The following is an 18673-nucleotide window of genomic DNA, read 5'->3' as shown; positions in this document are numbered from 1 at the left end:
GCATGACTCGTCCGTTGCGTGTTTTCTTCGTGATGATCACCGTCCTGGTGACGACGATGCTGGCAGTCAGCGCCTGTAGTGCGCCAGACGAATCCGATGGGGGCGGTGCCCCCATCCAGGTCAACACGTCCAAGGGTTCGGTCACCATCAACGGCGTGCCCAAGCGAATCGTCGCCCTCGGCGCGCAGTGGATCGACGTCGCACTCTCGTTCGGCGTCACACCGGTGGCCTATCTCGACAACATCCAGATCCTCACCGGCAAGCCCGCGCCGTGGTCGAGTGACAAGCTCAAGGATTCGACGGCGATCAGCACCGACGACGTGGTCGCCCAGGTGGCCAAGGCGAAACCGGATCTGATCCTGGCGACCTCGTACATGGCCGACGGCCAGCCCGAGATGTACAACCAGATCTCCAAACTCGCGCCGACCATCCCCGGCATCACCGGCAAGCAGATCGACCCCTGGCAGGACATGGTCACCTTCTTGGGAACCGTGTTGCGGCAGCCGGAGAAGGCCAAGGAGATCACCAGTGGCGTCGACTCGAAGGTCGATGCGACCAAGAACGAGCTCCCCGGCCTCAACGGCAAGACGTACACGATGGCCTACATGTACTCGAACGATCAGATCCAGGTCCTCGGCGATCCAGCCGACGGCGCGACCTCCCTGTTCAGCTCGCTCGGCATGAACATCGCCCCCGCTCTGGTCGCCGGCTACCGGCGCAGCGGGCAGCCGCGATACCCCATCTCCACCGAGAACGTGCCACTGCTCAATTCCGACCTGCTGGTCATCACCGCCAACACCGATCAGTTGATGTCGTCGCTGCAGAAACTGCCCGGCTACCGCAATCTGCGATCGGTGCGCAGCGGTGCCGTGAGTCGTCTGACGGTCGCCGAGATCGGCGGACTGAACGAGCCGACGCCGCTGTCCATCCCGTACCTGCTCGACAAGATGCATCCGGCGATGGAAAAGGCTGCCGGCTGACGACCCGATGACGAACCCGACATCGGCGACTGCGCCACAGACCGTCTACACCCTCACCGAGGGCGCGCGTTGCCTGCTCGGCGGCGGCGGTGTCGCCGTCCTGCTACCGGCAAAACAGCGGCTCGACGGATTGTCACCGGGTCAGATCGCGACGTTGCGAACACTCAACGGCGGACCACTCTGGATCGCTGACGACGCCGACGCGGACACCATCGACCTGCTCGACCGCCTGGTCGACGCCGGGGTGGTGTCGCTGATCGTGACCGCTGGTCAGCGGGACCTGTACTCACTGCGCCCCTTTCGCCGACCACCGCAGCCACGCCCGGCCCCATGCTCGGACGCGTTCGAGCTGTCACGGTTCACCGTGGTGCGGCGCAACGGCACCGACGTCGTCGCCGAGCACCCTCGATCGTGGTGCGACGTCGCGCGTCCACGACCCGGAGACCCTCGCGACACTCGTCGGGCTCGGATCGTCCGCCCTCCCGGCGGAGATCCGCGACCGGCTGGCCGCCGATCTGGCGTGGTCGGGTCACGCGATCGAGCCGGGAGCCGAGGACCACGACTTCGCCACGCGCAGTTGGAGTCCGCACGAGCTGTGGTTCCACCGGCGGAGCACCGTCGGAGATCGCGGCACCAGCTGGGCACATTTCGGACCGACCCGGTGGGCGGACGGTGAGTTCGAGCCGCTGCCGGCGCGACGCGAACCCTACGACGGCGAGCCCATCTCCCTTCCCACACCCGACCTCGCAGCATTGCGGCACGACGACGCCCCGCTGACCGCCGTCGTCGAGGACCGCAAGTCGGTGCGTGACTTCGACGATCGGCATCCGCTGACCGCCGAACAACTCGGCGAACTCCTCCACCGGTGCGCCCGAACCCGCGGGGTCCGTACCACGAACGCGAATCGCGCAGTCCCCGAGGAACTTCCGTCGCGACCGTTCCCCTCGGGTGGGTCACTCTACGAACTCGAGGTGTATGCGGTGGTGCGCATCGCCGACGGCATCCCGGCCGGGATGTACCACTACGATTCCTTCGACCACGTGTTACGTCCGGTGGCGCCGTACGACAGTCCCGCCGTCCGCAGGCTCGTCGCACCCGCCTCCCTCACGCTCGCCGACGGCCAGCTCCCGCAGGTGCTCCTCGTCCTCGCCGCTCGACCCGGCCGGATCATGTGGACCTACGAGCAGATGCCGTACGCGGTGATCCTCAAGCATGTCGGGGTCCTCACCCAGACGCTCTATCTCACCTCCACCGCAATGGGTTTGGGTGGAGTGGCACAGGGATACGGCGACACGGCGGCGTTCGCCGAGGCCACCGGGACCGACGAGCTCACCGAGTGCAACGTCGGGAGTTTCGTCGTCGGCACACCACGCTGAGCGTGCCGTCTCGGGCGGCGCCCCGACCCTACTGCTGATCGGCCCGGCCGACGATCAGGCCGTTACGCTTCCCAGTGACGCCGCAAGCGCAGTCACCGCCTCCTCCCACAGCCCGGTCAGCACGTCGACCTCCGCCGCGGAGAGCAGATCGGCTCCGTAGCGCCAGTTGGTCACCAGCTGCGGACCGGCGTCGGTCGCCCTGATCACCGCGACGACGTCCAGCGTGTAACGCAGGGGCAGATCGGGTTCGGGATCGGTCGGCAGGTGCTCGTTGATCTCCAGGTCGGTGATCGGCGACCACGGTTCCCATCCCGCCGCACCCTGCGCGCCCGGTGTGTGGAGATCGAATCGGCCGAGGTAGTTGAACTCCACCTGCGGTTCCGGGGCCTCGAGCAGTTCCGGCACCCGGGACAGGTACTTCAGCACGCCGAAATCGAGCCCCGTCGACGGGATCTGCCCGATGTGGGCGGCGATCTCGTCCAGCAGTTCGGTGCCGATCCGCGGGTCCGCGGTCACGCCATCGATGTCGCAGTCGCGTCCTGCCCCCAGTCGGACGGGGAACACGGTGGTGAACCATCCGAGCGTCCGCGTGGTGTCGACGTCGGGCCCCGCCAGCGGATCCTCCCGACCATGCCCCTCGAGAGCGATGTAGGCCCCACCTGTCGCATCCTCACCGCGCCGACGACGCCACGTGGCGATTGTCAGTGTCAGAGCGGTCAGCAGGAACTCGCGCATACCGATGCGCTTGTCGATCGCCCGCAGGACGTCCGCAGTGGTGTCGACCCCGGTGTGCGTGACCGCCGCGCGCAGTGACGACCAGGTGTCGGTCTCCGGTTCCGGCCTGCGGGACCCGATCGCCGGATCGGGTCCGGACACCTCACTCACCCAATAGGACTGCTGGGCAAGCACATCCTCGCGGCCGCTTCGGCCGGACACGTACTCACACCACCGCCGGTAGTCGCTGTACTCGGTCTGCGGAACCGGGGTGACACCCGCATCGATCGCGCGGCCTGCGGTCGCGACATCACCGAAGATCACCTGCCAGCTCACCGCATCGACCGCGAGATGATGGATCGCGAGCAGCAGTAGATCGCCGGTTTCATTGCAGCGCAGGCGGACCGCCGACAGCATCCGCCCCGCCGCCGGGTCGATCGCGTCGTTTGCCCGACGTGCCGCCTCGGTGACCCCGGGCCCGACGTCATCGACCGACAGAGCCATCAGCACGCCCGCCGCATCGACCGTTCCCGGTTCGCGGGTGAACAGACCGTCCGCGGAGGTCTGGGATCGCAGCATGTCGTGACCGTCGATCAACGACCGGAGGAGGTCGACGAGTCGGTCGTCCGGGAGACCCCGCGGCACGGCGAACAGCACGGTCTGGGTGAAGCGGCGGTAGTTGCCATACTCGTACATCCACTCGACCACCGGCAACGCCGGCACCGGCCCGTACCCCGATGCGGAGGCGATCACGGCATCTCCGGCCCGGTCGACGGCATCGGCGAGATCCTGGATGGTCGGATGCGACAACACCATTCGGGGCGTGACCACGAGATCACGATCGCGCAGCGCGTTGACCGCGGCCATCGCCACGATGCTGTCCAGGCCCAGGTCGAAGAAGTCCTCGTCTGCGCCGGGTGCGGACCCGAGCACATCGACGATCACCGACCGTACGATCGTCGCCGTGGCGGACAGGTCGGCCACGGCCGTTGCGCTGCGGGCTCGCAACGATTCGGCGGCCGACTCGGCCAGCACCCGGCTGTCGAGTTTCCCGTTGCTGTTCATCGGCAACACCGGGAGGCAGAGGATCCGGGAAGGCACCATGTGTGCGGGGATCGCCTCGGCGAGCTCACCGCGGAGCCGACGGCTGTCGAGATCCGCACCTGCGGCGAAACCGACGAGCGCCGGGCCCGCCGCCCGTTCCACCACGACGACGGCGGCATTCGTCACACCGGCCAACCGCCGCATCGCGGCTTCGATCTCGCCCGTCTCGATGCGGTAACCGCGGATCTTGACCTGGTGGTCGCTGCGACCGACGAACAGGAGATCACCGCGGGCGTTGCGGCGTACCAGATCTCCGGTCCGGTACATCCGTTCGCCGACTCGATCGGGATCGGCGACGAAGCTCGCCGCCGTCAACGCGGCCTTGCCCTGGTAGCCACGGGTGACCTGCGCGCCGGACAAGTAGAGTTCGCCGGGCACACCGGTCGGTGCCGGACGCAGCCGGGAGTCGAGAACGTGCGCGCTCATACGATCCGTGGCGGCACCGATGATCGGCGACGGCGAATCCGAGATTCGTGCGACGACCGCCTCCACCGTTGTCTCAGTCGGTCCGTAGCAGTTGTACACCGACGTATCCGGCAGACCGGCCAGCTGTTTCCACAACGCGGGTCCGATCGCCTCACCGCCGAGCGCCAGCACGGTGAGATGCGCACGCCCCGAACCGGAATCGCCCAACAATCCCGCTGCGGCCAGCTGACCGAACATCGAGGGCGTCGTGTCGATCATGTCGATCTCCCGCTCCGACAGACCCGCCACCAGCCGGCCGGCATCACGCATCTCGTCGTCGTCGAAGAGATGTATGGCATGGCCGTCCAGCAGACCGGCCAGCGGCTGCCATGAGGCGTCGAAGCTGAACGTCCACGCATGTGCGATGCGCAGCGGGCGGCCGAGTCGATCGCGGGCAGGCGCGAGCATCTGGTCACGATGATCGCGGCAGTAACTCACCAGCGCGCGGTGGGTACCGATGACGCCCTTGGGCTCGCCGGTCGAGCCGGACGTGAAGATGATGTACGCCGCGTTCGACGGACGGATGCCCGTCGGGGCGAGGTGAACGGGCCGCGCATCGATACGTACCGCCGTCTCGGGATCGTCGAGCACCAGCGGCTTCGCGAGCGGGGCGAACCGGTCACGGTGGGCGAGATCGGTGATCACCAGTTCGATACCCGCCTGACCGATGATGTTGGCCACGCGCTGATCCGGCAGGGCGACATCGATCGGGACATACGCGCCGCCCGCGATCAACACCCCGAGGATTGCGACCACCGAATCCGCCGATCTCGGGATCGCCACGGCCACTGCCGCTTCCGTGGTCATACCGTCATCGGTCAGCTCGCAGGCCAATCGGATGGCTCGGTCCGCCAGCTCTCGGTAGGTGTAGGGCCGGCCGCCGGCGACGAGCGCGGTGGCCTCGGGTGTGCGATCACACTGCGCCAGAAAGGCGTCGACCACCGTCGGTGCGAGTTCGACGGCGTCACCGACCTTCCGTTCCGCGGCCGCCGACGATGCCAGCGCACGTTCTGCGGGCAACGCGACATCGAGTCGATCGGGGTGCCGGTCGGCGGCGTCGGGCATCTGCTCGAGCACCCGAACCACGCGTTGTGCCACGTCACCGGGGACGATACCGCCGAGTGCGTCCTCGATGACCTCGGTCATCACCACGAGCTCACCGTCGAGCAGGTAGGCGACGACGGTGAGGGGGTAGTGCGCGAGACTCTCCATCGCCAGTGGGAGGAACCGCGTGCCGTCCGGTGCGCTGATCGGCTCGGTCGCCGTCCCGATCGGCGCGTTCTCGAACACGAACAGCGTGTCGAAGAGCGATGGGTGCGCCGCGGACCGCTGGATCTCGGAGAGGCCGAGGTAGCCCTGATCGCGCATCCGGCTCGATTCACGCTGCAGGGCAACGCAATCTGCCGCGACGGTGGCGGCGCTGCCCGCGGCGGCGAGCCGGACGCGGGACGGCACGGTGTTGATGAAGAGTCCGATCATCTCGTCGGCACCGGCCAGACCCTGCGGGCGGCCGGAGATGGTAGTGCCGAACACCACGTCGTCACGGTCGGACAGGCGGCCCAGCACGGTGGCCCAGGCGAACTGGACCGCGGTGTTGACCGTGAGCCCGGCCGAGCGCGTCCACGCGACCAGACGTTCGGTGGCCCGGGCCGACAGCTCATGGCGGGAGCGGACCGGCTCGGTCGCGGCGACTCCCGGCGCGGCCAGCATCAGCGGTTCCACCCCGTCCAGATACGTCGCCCATGCCGCCCGCGCGGCCGGCCCGTCCTGCGCTGCCAGCCAGGCGATGTAATTGCGATAGGGCCGTACCGGCGGCAGGCCCTGCGCCGACCCGCCCGCGGCATAGATGGCCAGCAGCTCCTGGAAGAACAGCGCGATCGCCCAGCCGTCCATCAGGATGTGGTGCGCGGTCACCAGCAGGCGGGAGCGTCCCCCGGGCAGGTCGATCAGCTTGACCCGCAGCGACGGTCCGCGCCGAAGATCGAAACGGTCGGCGCGCTCGGCAGCCGCGATGTCGTCGAAGTCCGCCGCGGTGGCCGAGAGTTCCTCCCACGGCACCTCCACGTGGGACGGCACGATCTGCACCGGTTTCGGGAGATCCTTGTCCCACAGCGACACCCGCAGGTTGGGGTGCCGCTCCATGATCACATCCACACTGCGGCGCAAGATCTGCCGGTCCAATGGGCCGGTGATCTCCACGACGAACTGCATCGAATACAGGTCGATCCCGTCGCCCGACATCTCGGACAGGACGAATAGGCCTTCCTGCAGCGGGCTCAGCGCCAGGACGTCCTCGATCTCCGGTGTGGCGCTCACCTCTGGGACTTCCATGCAGTCCCGAGTGATTGCAACATGTCGTCGCTCAGGCCGGATGCACTCATCGGCGCCGCCTCCGCGTCGTCGATGCCGCCACCGTCGGTCTCCTGGTCCTCGGCGGCATCGACCGCAGCCGCGAGTTCGGCGATCGTGTAGTGGTCGAAGATCTGCTGGGGTGCCAGCGGCAGTCCCTCGGCCGCCGCGCGGGCCGACCATTGGATCGAGATGACGCTGTCCCCGCCGACGGCGAAGAAGTTGTCGTCCCGGCCCAGACCGTCGACGCCGAGCAGGTCGGCGAGGATGCCGATCAGTCGTTCCTCGGTCGGTGTCTGCGCACCACCCCCGGCCGTCTGCGCCATCGCCACCACCGCGGGCGCAACCTGCCCGTACGGATCGGTGAGACGAGAGCCCGGGGACAGGGCCGCAAGCGATTCGGCCAGCGACGAACCGGCCCCCGCCTCGGTGACGATCCATTCTCGGACCGACCCGAGGTCGGTGGACCCGGTGTGTTGCAACGCAGCAAGCGTCCGCGGCGCCGCGTGCACACGGCGCGGACGTTCGGCGACGATCAGACGCGCAAGCGCGGCCGGGTCGTCGCCGTGCTGGTCGGCCGTGAGAACCCCCGGAAGGGCAGGCAGGGAGATCTCCGTCAGGGCCGTATCCGGGCCGGCACCGAAGGATTCGAGCATCGCCGCGAAGGCCGCCGCGATCCCGTCGATCGTCTCCTGATCGTAGAGATCCGCGCTGCCGACCACGCGTCCCTCGAGTCCCCCGTCCTCGGTGACCGTCAGGATCGCGTTGAGGTCGAGGAACGACGTGTCCTGCTCCACCGGCAACAACGTCACGGTGGTCCTGCCCTCGGCATCCAGCGGACGGCCCCAGGCGTTCTGATCCCGATCACGGAAGTGGATCATGCTCTGGAACAGCGGGTTCCGCGATCGTGTGCGGCGTGGGTTGATCGCCTCGACCAGCCGCTCGATCGGTACATCCTGGTTTGCGAAGGCGCCCAGCACGGCGTCCCGGCTGCGGGCGAGCAGTTCCCTCACGGTCGGGGCGCCGTCGGTGCGGGTGCGCAGTACCACCATGTTCGCGTAGAGGCCGATCAGATCGTCGGTACCCGGATCGACCCGCCCCGCCACGGGTGTTCCCACCGCGATGTCGTCGCCACCACCGAGTCGGCTCAACAGCCCGGTGAGCGCCGCGGTCACGGTCATGAACTCGGTCGCACCGCTGTCGTCGGCCACCCGCCGGAGACGCTGCCGGGCCGCGGGCGTGACGGACAGGTCGGCCAGCACACCGGCTTTGGTGAGGGCCTGCGGACGTGGGCGGTCGGGCGTGACCGTGATCTCGTCCGGCTGGCCGGCCAATGCAGTGCGCCAGTGGTCGATCTGCCTGCGCCCGAAATCGGCTGGGCCGCCTGCCCCCTCGGCGGTGTCGGCCCCGACCGGGAAAACCTGATGCTGCCACAGGGCATAGTCGGTGTAGGTCAGCGTCGGCGCTGCGAACTCAGGTCGTGTGCCCGCCGCGCGCGCACGGTATGCGGCCACGAGATCGGAGATCAGCACATCCGTCGACCAGTGGTCGATGACCATGTGGTGGATCACCAGCGACAGGACGTGCGTCGTCTCGTTCTCCCGCAACAACATCGGCGTCAACAACGGACCCGCCGCAAGATCGAACACGTGCTCACGCGCGGCTGTCAGCGCCGCGGCGCGCTCCTCGGCGCCGCCGACCGCGACAACCGGCAGATCGATCTCCAGCCGCTCACCCACCAGAGCCGTGGGCAGCCCGTCGCGCTCTACGAAGGTCGTCCGCAACGACTCGTGTCGGTCGACCACGTCGCACAGTGCGGCTCCGAGCGCGGCGACATCCAGCGGACCGTCGACCCGGAGTGCAAGCGGGATGTTCCCCGCGGCGCCCGGCCCCTCGAAGCGATGCTGGAACCACATGGCCAGCTGCGAGAACGACAGCGGGACGGGTTCGGGGCGCTCGACGTGTTCCAGCGGCGGCCGACCGGTGGAGACCGACGACGTCCCGCCAACCGTCGATGGCAGGTCGGCCTCCACATCGTCGAGATCCCCGAGCTCGTCGAGCTCGATGCCGAACTCTTCGCGTACAGCGGTGTTCACCGCTGCGGCCAGCCCCTCCACCGTCGGATTGTCGAGCGGAAGACGGACATCCACCTCGATTCCGAATTCGGTGACCAGGGTCGTCACCAACCGCGCCGCCAGCAGCGAATGGCCGCCTAGGTCGAAGAACGAGGAACCTGCCGTGATGTCGTCGCGTCCGAAGAGCTCGGCGTAGACCGCCGCCACACGACGCTCCGTCGGCGTGCGCGGTGCTCGATCGGGCCGCACGACGGCGGTGATGACGGGCAGCGCGGCACGGTCGAGCTTGCCGTGTGTGGTCAGCGGGATCTCGTCGATCACCGCGAGCGCTGCGGGCACCAGATGATCCGGCACGGTGGTGCGGGCATGGCGGAGGACGTCGTCCAGGTCGATCGCGGCCCCGGCATGAGCCTCCGGGATCACATAGCCGAGCAGGCGTGCGCCGGAATCGGCGGCATCGACGACCGCGACCGCATGCGCGACGTCCGGATGATCCACGAGCGCCGCCTCGACCTCACCGAGTTCGATCCGATATCCGCGCACCTTCACCTGCTCATCGGCGCGTCCTTCGAATTCCAGATCTCCGTTGCCGTTGCGCCGGGCGAGATCGCCGGTGCGATAGAGCCGTCCACCCGGCCTGAACGGGTCGGCGACGAATCGGGACGCGGTCAGGGCGCCCCGCCCGAGGTACCCGCGCGCGAGCTGCGAGCCGCCCAGGTAGATCTCACCCACCACACCGTCGGGCACGAGGTGCAGACCGGTATCGAGCAGATAACTCGTGACATTGGTGTTCGGCGTGCCGATCGGCACGATCGAACTGCCCTGCGGCCCGTCCACGGGGTAGTGCGTGGCGGCGACGACCGCCTCGGTCGGCCCGTAGTTGTTGGACAGTGCCGCGTCGAATGTGGTGGTGAAGGAGTCGGCGACCTCACCGGAGAACGCCTCACCACCGACCGGAACCGTCCGCAGCATCGTCCACTGCTTGACCTCGGGCACCATCAGCAGTGTCGACAGCAGGGTCGGCACCATGTGCATCACGGTCACCCTTTGTCGCACCAGCAGATCGGCCATGTACGAGATATATTGCACTGCACGCGGTTTGGGAATAACCAACGTTGCCCCGACCGCCAGGGTGCAGAACACCTCGAACATCGACGCATCGAAACTCACCGACGACGTCTGCACCAGCCGGTCATCCGGTGAGAGCACCTCGCCGGCTCCGAAGCCGATCAGATGATCTGCGATCGCCTTGTGCGCCACCGGAACCCCCTTGGGGGTACCCGTGGAGCCGGAGGTGTAGATGACGTACGCGAGATTGTCCGGCCGCAGCGGGGTCCGACGAATCCGGTCATCCGGTACGACCGCGGGGCACTCTGCGGCTTCGGTCTCGGCAGCGGCCAGTGCGTCGGCGTCGAGGACAAGACGTGGCGCGGCGTCGTCGATGAGGAACTGCGTGCGATCGCTGGGGTAATCCGGGTCGATCGGCAGATAGGCGGCACCTGCCTTGAGCACGGCCAGCGCCGCCACCACGAATCCCACCGACCCGCCGAGACGCAGACCGACCAGGTCCTCGGTCTCGACGCCCGATGCGAGCATCCAGTGGGCCAACCGGTTCGATCGTTCGTCGAGCTGTCGATAGGTCAGCACCACGTCATCGGAGACCACCGCCTCGTGGTCGGCGCGAGTCAGCACCGCAGCGGCGAACAGGTCCACGACCGTGGTGTCCGCAACGTGCGCGCGATGCCCGGTCGATGCCTCCAACACGCGGGCAAACGCGGCAGGGTCGAGTATCTCGAGGTCACGGATCGGCCGGTCCGGTGCCGCGAGGGCCTGGTCCAGCAGGTGGACATAGGCGTCCGCGATCCCCGCTGCGAGGTCGTCGGCGAACAGGGCCGCGTCGTACTGCAGTTCGATCTGCGCCTGGTCACCGGTGATGACGGCGAACTCGAGCGGCAGCTGGGCGTTCGGTGTGCCGAGCTCGTCGAGGTAGGTCGCGGTGATGCCGTCGAGGGCGAGTCCACTCGCCTGACGCCGGGTACTCAAGCTCACCGACACGAGTTGCGCCAGGCCGTCACCGCCCGCCCCGCGGTCCGGGTTGATCGCTCCGACCACGGCATCCACCGGCGCGTTCTGGTGCGCAAAGCCACTGATGAGACGCTCACCCGCGGCCGCCGTCAGAACGGCCAGCGAGTCGGTCGGCACGAGGCGGGTCCGGGTCAGAATGGTGTTGCCGAAGTAGCCGATCAGGTCCGCGGCGTCGCCGGGACGATCGGTGACCGGTACCGCGACGGTGAAATCGATCGCCCCGGTGGTCCGGTGGATCAGCGCATCGGTGACGGCGGCGTGGACCGTGAACGGGCTCACCGACGACGCTCGGGCGAAATCCTCCACCCGGCGGCTCAGGTCGGCAGGCAGCGCCCGGGTCACACATCCGCTCGCCCGTTCCACCCGGGCGGGATGCGTACCGACCGGCAGGGCGAGGGGCTCCGGCATCGGGTTCAGCTGGTCGCGCCAGTAGCGCAGATCGTCGGACACCAACTCGGGGTCGGTGGATGGTAGGTCCGCATATTGTCGTGCGAGCGCAGGCCGTGTCGACGACCCGGCGGCTGCGTGGTAGGCCGAGTTCACCTCGTCGAACAGGACGGACCAGGATTCGTCGTCCCAGCAGATGTGATGCACGGTGAGCATCACGATGTGTTCGTCGTCCGCGAGGCGGGCCAGCAGCAACCTGATGGGAAACTGCGACGTGAGGTCGAAGGCCGTGCCGAACTCACGCCGCGCGAGGACCTGCAACCGCCGGTCACGGGCCCGCCCGGTCAGCTCGGCGAGGTCGACCTCCTGCCACGGCACGGCACCGGGCGCGTGATGACGCACCACGGGTTCACCGTCTGGCCCCAGTTCGTAAGTGGAGCGCAGCGTTTCGTGCCGGGCAACCACGCCGTCGAATGCCGCGCGCAGACGCCCGGCATCCAGCGGACCGTCGAGGCGATACGCGACACCGACGTTCAGCGATGTATCGGTGGGATCGCGGTGGGACACGAACCAGAGTCGACGTTGCGCGGACGCCAACGGGGAGGTCGACCCCGCAGGCCGGGCCGGAAGGGCGACACGTCCCCCGCCGGAGTCCCGCCCGAGTCCGTCGGCCGCGAGTCGCTGTCGCAGCAACTCTTTCTTTCGCTGCAAGAGGTCGTCAGCCATGCCGCTCAGTTTACATAGGCAACCCTAACCCGGGCGCCTCGGCCTGCGAATCGGACGAGACGACACCCGAGTCACAGAGAGCAGGGAATGCCGCCGTAGGCGCCCAGGTCACAGATCGATCGGTTGGACAGCTTCCACTGCCCGCCCTGCCATACCCAGTAGAGCGGCATGCGCGCGGGTTGCCAACCGGGAGAACGGAGTTCGAGTGTTGCTTTCATGGTGTTGCCGGTGACGGTCACCGGCCCGGTGATGCGGTAGGTCATGCCCATCGGGCGGAACCGCTGCAGCAGCGTCGCGATGGGTTGCGCCTGACGCACGGCCTTCGCTCCGCCCTCGAGCCGCTGCGCCTTCGCGGCCGTCGAGCCGTTGCCCGTCAGGGTGTCGAGATCGTTCTGCAACTGCGCCGGGGACTTCGCCGGATGTGCAGACTGCTGCTGGGCAGGCGCCTGGGCAGCGGGCGCCTGCGGGACGGCCTGCGGTGCCGCCTGCGGCGCGGCGCCCGGCAGCATCCCGCCCCCTGACGCACCTCCCCCGGCAGGCAGATCCGCGCTGCTGCCCTCGCCCGCCGGAGCGGCGGCCGCACCCGGTGCGGCTCCCTGCGCCGGGGCCTGGGGATTCGCCGCGGACGCCGGTGGAGCCGCCGCGCCTTGCGGCGCGGCGCTCTGTGCCGAGCCGAGGTTGACGACCGTCGGCTGGGCGCCTCCGGCCGCGTCGCCGTTGCGGCCGATGTCGGACAGCAGCAGCCCCACCACGCCGATCGTCACGACCACCGCGGAGATGATCGCGGAGATGCCGCCGGCCATCATCACGGTCGGCCAGTTGACCCCACTGCCCCCACCGCCGCCACTGCCGGCGGCGTCACCTGCGGTGTCGTCGAGATCGGCGCCGTCAGCTGCCGAATATGCCTGCGGGCCGATGGGCCCGGTATCGGTGTCGTCATAACCTGACGGCATCTGCGTGTGCGTTCCCGTTGTTTCGTAGTCGGTCGCCATGAGACCACTTCCCCTTATTAGGCCGATTAGCCTGACCTTACTTTACGGACGGTGCGGCGCACTCATCCGATGAGATCGACGACCTCGTGCAACGACGCGCCACCGAGAATTGCCTCCACAGGCAGGTCCTGGCCGAGAGCGGTCTTGACACGTTTGCGGAAGTCGAGAGCCTGGAGTGAATCGAGCCCGAGCGCGACCAGAGGCATATCCGGGTCGACGTCGGCATCCTGGGCCTGCAGACCCATCGTGACGGCGAGTTCGGCTCGGAGGAGATCGGCAACCGAGTCGCGGCCTGCCACCTGCGACACCGGTTCGGCGACGTCGGCTCCTCGCGACGCCATCGGGACGCTGCGCTCATCGACCACACCGCCGACGACGACACCGCCGGCCTCGACCGCCGGATGCTCGGCCGAGATCGGGACCACGACGTCGGTGGACAGATCCGGCAGGTCGGCGAGCACCGGCTGATACCCGAACAGGCCGAGCAGATCACGCAGCTCGGTCCAGTCCGCCGACAACACGATGCTGTCGCCGGTCAGATCGGTCAACCCGGCCGTCATGGCCGCAGTGGGGGCCATCGGCACCACGCCTGCGCCCTCCACCGCGGCGACCCCGTCCGCGTCGAGCGGACCCTGCACGCGCCAGAGTCCCCACTCGATCGACGTGGCAGCGATGCCCTCGTCGCGAAGCTGCCCCGCCGCGATCCCGAGCATGCGGTTCGCCAGCGCGTACAGGGCCTGATCCCGACCGCCGAGTGAGGCCGCCAGCGACGAGCACACCACCACGGACACTCCGTCGGCGACCGGAATTGCTCGCACCACGTTCCGCAGCCCGGCGACCTTGGCGCCGATCGAGTCCGTGACGGCGGTCCGGGTGATCTCGTCGATCGACGTCGAGACGTAATTCAAGGCGGCGTGGAGCAGAAGTGTCACCGGCTCGGCGAGCGTCTGCGCCAGACGATCCACCTCAGCCTCGTCGGTGACATCACAGGGCACGACGTCGATCACCGAGTCGACCCGCCGCCGCAGCGCCTCGATCCTGCGCACGGCGTCGGCGGACCCGCCGGTCCGGCTCACCAGGGTGATCCGGCCTGCTCCGGCGGTCGCGTAGTGCTCACAGAACTCGAGGCCCAGTTTGCCCGTACCGCCGGTGATCAACACGTGGTCGAGCTTCGGCTGGGGCCCGCGTGCCACCGAATCCGTGCTGGCCCAGCGCTTCACATGAACCGATCCGCCCCTGATCGCGAGCTCGGGCTCGCCCGCGATGTGCAGTGCGGCGACGATCGCGTCGGCGGCGGGCTCGCCCCCGGACGGTTCCAGGTCGAGGTGACGGAAGCGGGTCGTGGGATGCTCGGCCGCAGCACACCGCAGGGCCGCTGTGATCGATCCGTGGACCAGGTCGGGTGCGGGGTCGGCATCGGTGACCTGCTCACCGCCCACGGTGACCCACCAGAACTGTTCGGGCAGTGTCTCGAGTCCGGCCCGCCAGCGCGCATCGGCCAGCACATCCGCCAGCAACTCCGGCGCGGCATCCGGCGAGCTCTCGGCGCTTCCGGTCAGCAGCACCGCGGTGTCGACGTCGCCTGCCGGTATCGGATCGTCGCCGGGGCCGACCACGGTCACCACCGCACCCTGTCCAGGGGCCGCCGCCTGGATCGCGATCGCCAGCCCGGCACCTCGACCCGTCGGGTCGAGAACGGCAACCTTCCTTGGCGACAGCATCTTTCGCCTGGACAGTGGAGACCAGCCACTGACGATACGGTGCACCGATCGACCTGCGCGCCGCGCCGCCCACTCCGGCGAGTTGATCGGATCCGCGAGCCCGGACTCCCGATCCGCCCAGAGGTGGGTGCGACGCATGACCGTGTTGGGGAAGTCCTCGAGAGGCACAGACGGGATCGGATTCCGGGACTCGACCATCAGTGCATCCCAACGGAATCCGGAGTCGGCGACGGCCAGCGCCGCGACATTGCGGGTGAACTCGTCGAGACCGTCGGCATCGCGCCTCGAGGACCCGATCACCGGCCGTGCGGCGAGACCGTCGCCATCGATGTCCGACAGGGTCTCGCCCATCGCCAGCAACAGTGTCGGGTGCTCGGACATCTCGATGAAGAAGTCGGCACGGTGTTCCACAGCGGCGCCGGCGATGGCCTTGTCGAATCGGACGCGGTTGCGCAGATTCCAGAACCAGTAGTCCCCCAGCGACATCGACTCGTCGACCGCGGCGCCGAGGGTGGCACCGATGCACGGCAGGTCACCGGCGAGCATTGCGGAGTTGTCCAGATATGTACCGAGTGCGTCGAGGAAGGCCGGCTGATACTCGCTCACGATGCTGGTGTGGGCGGGGTATTCGACGCGGATCTCTTTCGCGAACTTTCCTTGTGCGCTCAGCGAATCCACCATCTCGAGGACGGTGTCGCGTTTGCCCGACACGCACAGGATGTGCGCGGAGTTGACCACCGAGAGTTGCGCCCACCCCGAGTGCCGGGCGAGCATGTCGTCACATTCGTCGATGTCGATCCCGACGACCGCCATCGTGTGACCGCGCGGCGAGATGTCGTGTACCAGGCGAGCCCGAATGGTCACGATGGTCAGTGCGTCCGACAAGGTCATCACACCGCTCCGCACCGCGGCGGCGATCTCACCCTGGCTGTGCCCCACCGTCAGCGACGGTGTGGCACCTGCGGCATCCCACATCGCGGTCAGTCCGACCATCTGCATGAACAATGCCGGCTGAATGACCCGGACATCGGTCGCCGACGGATCGTCGGGATCGATGGTGCCGAGAACGTAGTCCCGTGGGGACGATCCGAACAGTCGCAACGACTGCTCATGACACGCGTCGACGGCCTGTCGGAACGGTGCCGACAGATCGTAATAGCTCCGTCCCATTCCCGGACGCTGGCTGCCCTGTCCGGGATACGTGTAGGCGACCCGTCGCGCCGTCGCCGCTCCGGTACCGCGGACCACCGCGGGGTGGGCGCGACCGTCCGCCAAGGCCTCGAGCGCGTCGACGAGTTCGTCCCGGTCACCGGCGAGGACGAGCGCTCGGTGCCGGCGCGCGGGCCGCGTCCGCATGAGGTGGGAACCGATGGCACCGACGGTGACGGCCGGATGAGCCCGCACGTAGGCCAGCACTGCATCGGCCTCCTGGGTGACCAGGTCAGCAACGTCGGAGGAGACGAGAACCGCTGCGCGGCCATCGGGCAGACGAGGCCCGGTCTGCTCTGCAGCCGGGGGCGGGGTCTCAGACATGATCGATCTCTCTGTCGGTCGCGGGCATCGAGACGATGGCGTGCGCGTTGGTTCCGGCCACCCCGAAGCTGGACACCGCTGCCAGCCTCCTGCCCGCGCGCGCCGGCCAGTGCGCGCGTTCGGTCGACAGCCGCAGCCCACCACGGTCCCAGTCGACCTTGTCGGTCGGATCGTCGGCGAACAGACTGGGCACGGTCATCCCATGGCGGCCGCAGAGCAGCACCTTGATCAGGCCCATCATCCCGGCGGCGGCCTGTGCGTGTCCGGCATTCGATTTCACCGAACCGAGCAGGACAGGTTCCTGCGCCGACCGCGCCGCGCCGTAGGTGTTCTGCAATGCCCGCAACTCCATCGGGTCGCCGAGTGGCGTGCCCGTCCCATGCCCTTCCACCACATCGATGTCGGCGGGGCACACACCCGCGGCCGCGATCGTGCGCTCCACGAGTCGCTGCTGGGCGTCGGCACTGGGCACCACGATCGGCGCGCCCCGCCCGTTGTGATTGACCCGCGTCGCCAGCACCGTCCCCAGGATCCGGTGACCCAGCCGTCGCGCACGCCCCTCCGTCTCGACCACGACGGCACCCGCACCCTCGCCCCAGAGCGTGCCGGTGGCCGAGGCGCTGTACGAGCGGCAATGGCCGTCGGCGGCGAGACCGTTGTTCTTGGCGAACTCGAAGAAGGCGGCCGGCGAGCCCATCACGCAGACCCCACCGGCGATCGCCCAGGAACACTCACCGCTGCGGATGGCGTTCGCGGCCAGGTGCAGGGCGGTGAGCGACGACGCGCACGCGGTGTCCACAGTCATCGACGGCCCCACCACGCCGAGTGCGTGCGAGATGCGACCGGCAACCGCACCCAGCGCGGTGCCCGCGATCCGGTGCCCGGAGAACTCGTTGACGGCGGCGGCCCGCGGACCGTACTCGGCCATCGAGGCCCCCATGTACACGCCGACCTCCTCGTCCTCGAGAGCGGTCGGGTTGATGCCGGCATTCTCGACCGCACGCCACGCCACCCGCATCGCCACGCGCTGCTGTGGGTCCATCGCGATCGCCTCGCGGGGGCTTATCCCGAAGAACATCGGATCGAACTCAGCTGCGCCACGGAGGAATCCGCCCGCGTCGGCGACGTCGCCCCACCCGTCGATCGAACCGAGAGCGAGGACTTGATCGACGGGCCAGTCCCGGTCCCGGGGAAACGGTTCGACGAGCTCGACACCGTCGGCGAGCGCGGTGAAGAAGTCCGCGGGCGTCTCGATCCCTCCTGGTGCCTCGACCGCCATTCCGGCGATGACGATCGGCTCCGGCGACGACATCATCGGCGTCCGCTCACCACGGGTTCGGTCAGTACGTCGAGGATTCCCGGACCGTTCTCGTGCAGGTAGAAGTGTCCGCCGTCGAACACATTGACGTCCACATCGTCGGCGTGGATCGACCACGTGTGCAGATCGTGCGGTTTGATCACCGGATCGTCGGCGCCACCGACGACGGCGATCGGCGCGGCGATCCGGTGGTCAGCGCTCGCCTGATACGCGTCGAACGCCTGGTAGTCGGCACGCAACACCGGCAGGGCCATCCGCATCACGGCGTCGCTGCCCATCACGCCGCCGCCGGTCCCCTCCAGCACCGATAGGTGTGCCATCAGCCCCTCGTCGTCGGTCGGGTGCCCAGGCAGCTCCGCGACCCGGCTCGGCGCCGTTGCCGCGGACACCACCAGTCGCCCGATCGGCGTCGAGTTCTCTTCGGCGAGCCGGACGAACTCGAAGCCGACCAGCGCACCCATGCTGTGGCCGAATACCGTCAGGGGCACGTCGGCCAGATCGGCGCGATTCGAGCACTCGGCGTAGGCCTCGGCCGCCAGAGCGTGCAGCCCGGCCGCGGCCGGCTCACGCATGCGGTCCTGCCGACCCGGGTACTGCATGATCAGGACGGTGAACTCCCGGCTGAACAGCTCCGAGAGCGTTCGGTACGCCGAGGCCCCGCTCCCCGCGTGCGGAAAGACGAGCAGTGGCGGCAATCCGGGCCGCAACGGTTGGTGGAACTGGCGCAACGCGCCGAGGGCGGGTCGGGACTGGGCGTTCTGATTGCTTGTCATCTCATCATTTCCACTGGAGTGCTGAGCGTAGGCTAGCCTGTGCTCGAATGTCTCTACGAGGTCGAATGGAGCGCC

7 protein-coding genes and 1 pseudogene are annotated in these 18673 nt (G+C 68.5%); 2 read left to right on the top strand and 6 right to left on the bottom strand.

Translation table 11 applies throughout. The annotated features are described in order from the left end of the window. Positions 1 to 2: 2 nt before the first annotated feature. Positions 3 to 980 carry an ABC transporter substrate-binding protein gene (locus tag OVA31_RS13755; protein ID WP_267627200.1) on the top strand — a complete coding sequence of 326 codons (978 nt, stop codon included), beginning with the start codon at positions 3 to 5 and terminating at the stop codon, positions 978 to 980. A gap of 7 nt (positions 981 to 987) precedes the next feature. Beyond that, positions 988 to 2356 (top strand): annotated as a pseudogene (locus OVA31_RS24775) (SagB family peptide dehydrogenase). Positions 2357 to 2410: 54 nt separating this feature from the next. On the opposite strand, the gene OVA31_RS13740 reads toward OVA31_RS24775, so the two are convergent. The 6 genes from OVA31_RS13740 to OVA31_RS13715 all read right to left on the bottom strand — a co-directional run bounded on the left by OVA31_RS13740 (position 2411) and on the right by OVA31_RS13715 (position 18598). After that, positions 2411 to 6970: an amino acid adenylation domain-containing protein gene (locus tag OVA31_RS13740; RefSeq protein ID WP_420714036.1), complete on the bottom strand. Its 4560-nt coding sequence runs from the start codon at positions 6968 to 6970 to the stop codon at positions 2411 to 2413. Beyond that, entirely contained in the window at positions 6952 to 12261 is a 5310-nt protein-coding gene (locus OVA31_RS13735) for a non-ribosomal peptide synthetase (RefSeq protein ID WP_267627196.1), read from the bottom strand. Before OVA31_RS13735 ends, OVA31_RS13740 begins: the two co-directional genes overlap by 19 nt. A 71-nt stretch (positions 12262 to 12332) precedes the next feature. After that, positions 12333 to 13253, bottom strand: a complete 921-nt coding sequence (locus OVA31_RS13730) for a hypothetical protein (protein ID WP_267627195.1) — start codon at positions 13251 to 13253, stop codon at positions 12333 to 12335. Between the two features lie 62 nt (positions 13254 to 13315). Beyond that, positions 13316 to 16507, bottom strand: coding sequence for a nocobactin polyketide synthase NbtC (gene nbtC / locus OVA31_RS13725; RefSeq protein ID WP_267627194.1), 3192 nt, complete (start codon positions 16505 to 16507; stop codon positions 13316 to 13318). Next, the gene (locus OVA31_RS13720; protein WP_420714035.1) at positions 16500 to 17822 is read right to left on the bottom strand and encodes a polyketide synthase; all 1323 of its coding nucleotides are present in this window, start codon (positions 17820 to 17822) and stop codon (positions 16500 to 16502) included. Before OVA31_RS13720 ends, nbtC begins: the two co-directional genes overlap by 8 nt. Beyond that, positions 17819 to 18598 (bottom strand): thioesterase II family protein, encoded by a 780-nt coding sequence (locus OVA31_RS13715; protein ID WP_267627193.1) that lies wholly within the window; start codon positions 18596 to 18598, stop codon positions 17819 to 17821. Before OVA31_RS13715 ends, OVA31_RS13720 begins: the two co-directional genes overlap by 4 nt. Between the last annotated feature and the right edge of the window lie 75 nt (positions 18599 to 18673).

Origin of the sequence: Gordonia sp. SL306, assembly GCF_026625785.1 — a bacterium.
GTDB lineage: Bacteria > Actinomycetota > Actinomycetes > Mycobacteriales > Mycobacteriaceae > Gordonia.
Note: the sequence above shows the minus strand (reverse complement) of the source record. Positions and strands in the feature narration are given on the sequence as shown.

Coding starts and splice junctions, on each gene's coding strand:
- OVA31_RS13755 (WP_267627200.1), top strand. CDS start 3: ATGACTCGTCCGTTGCGTGTTTTCTTCGTGATGATCACCGTCCTGGTG.
- OVA31_RS13740 (WP_420714036.1), bottom strand. CDS start 6,970: ATGGAAGTCCCAGAGGTGAGCGCCACACCGGAGATCGAGGACGTCCTG.
- OVA31_RS13735 (WP_267627196.1), bottom strand. CDS start 12,261: ATGGCTGACGACCTCTTGCAGCGAAAGAAAGAGTTGCTGCGACAGCGA.
- OVA31_RS13730 (WP_267627195.1), bottom strand. CDS start 13,253: ATGGCGACCGACTACGAAACAACGGGAACGCACACGCAGATGCCGTCA.
- nbtC (WP_267627194.1), bottom strand. CDS start 16,507: ATGTCTGAGACCCCGCCCCCGGCTGCAGAGCAGACCGGGCCTCGTCTG.
- OVA31_RS13720 (WP_420714035.1), bottom strand. CDS start 17,822: ATGATGTCGTCGCCGGAGCCGATCGTCATCGCCGGAATGGCGGTCGAG.
- OVA31_RS13715 (WP_267627193.1), bottom strand. CDS start 18,598: ATGACAAGCAATCAGAACGCCCAGTCCCGACCCGCCCTCGGCGCGTTG.